Origin of the sequence: Pseudovibrio sp. Ad37, assembly GCF_001623075.1 — a bacterium.
Lineage (GTDB): Bacteria > Pseudomonadota > Alphaproteobacteria > Rhizobiales > Stappiaceae > Pseudovibrio.
Genome location: NZ_LMCF01000139.1, coordinates 1 through 921, shown reverse-complemented (window position 1 = coordinate 921; position 921 = coordinate 1). Strand labels below are relative to the sequence as shown.

General features: G+C 52.4%; 1 pseudogene. It reads left to right on the top strand.

Annotated features, from left to right (window positions below):
• Window positions 1-921, top strand: a pseudogene (locus PsAD37_RS28430) (hypothetical protein); the annotation flags it as partial.

Below are 921 nucleotides of genomic sequence, written 5' to 3'. Positions count from 1 at the left end.
ATGATGTTCTTTATGGCGGCGATGCGGGGGCTGGATGGCAATACCTCCATGGCCACGGCGGTGATGATACCTACCTGATTGGCCGTGATAAAGGCGGTTCCTGGATCACCCGCAGTGCAGAAACCAGCTCAGGAGGAACTGACACAGTAAAGTTTCGTGACCTGACGCTGGATGATCTGCGCATCGAAGCTTATGAACACGAAAATCAGGGAACGAGTCTTCGGCTTGGCTGGACCACAGCAGACGGTAAAGCCGGAACACTGAATGTGGCTGACATGGGCGAGCAGATCGAGCGCTATGAGTTTGCAGATGGGACAATGCTCAGTGAGATCAAGGTACGTGAAGACGGCCGCATTGAACTGCATGGTTTCAACAACGAAACCAACATGATTATGGGCACTGAGCTGAGCGATTTTATCTATGGTGGCTCAAAGAATGATGTTCTTTATGGCGGCGATGCGGGGGCTGGATGGCAATACCTCCATGGCCACGGCGGTGATGATACCTACCTGATTGGCCGTGATAAAGGCGGTTCCTGGATCACCCGCAGTGCAGAAACCAGTTCAGGAGGAACTGACACAGTAAAGTTCCGTGATCTGACGCTGGATGATCTGCGCATCGAAGCTTATGAACACGAAAATCAGGGAACGAGCCTTCGGCTTGGCTGGACCACAGCAGACGGCAAAGCAGGGTCCCTACATCTTGCAGACCTGGGCGAGCACATCGAGCGCTATGAGTTTGCAGATGGGACAACACTCAGTGAGTTCAAAGTTCGGGAAGACGGTCGCATGGAGCTGCATGGTTTCAACAACGAAACCAACATGATTATGGGCACTGAGCTGAGCGATTTTATCTATGGTGGCTCAAAGAATGATGTTCTTTATGGCGGCGATGCGGGGGCTGGATGGCAATACCTCCATG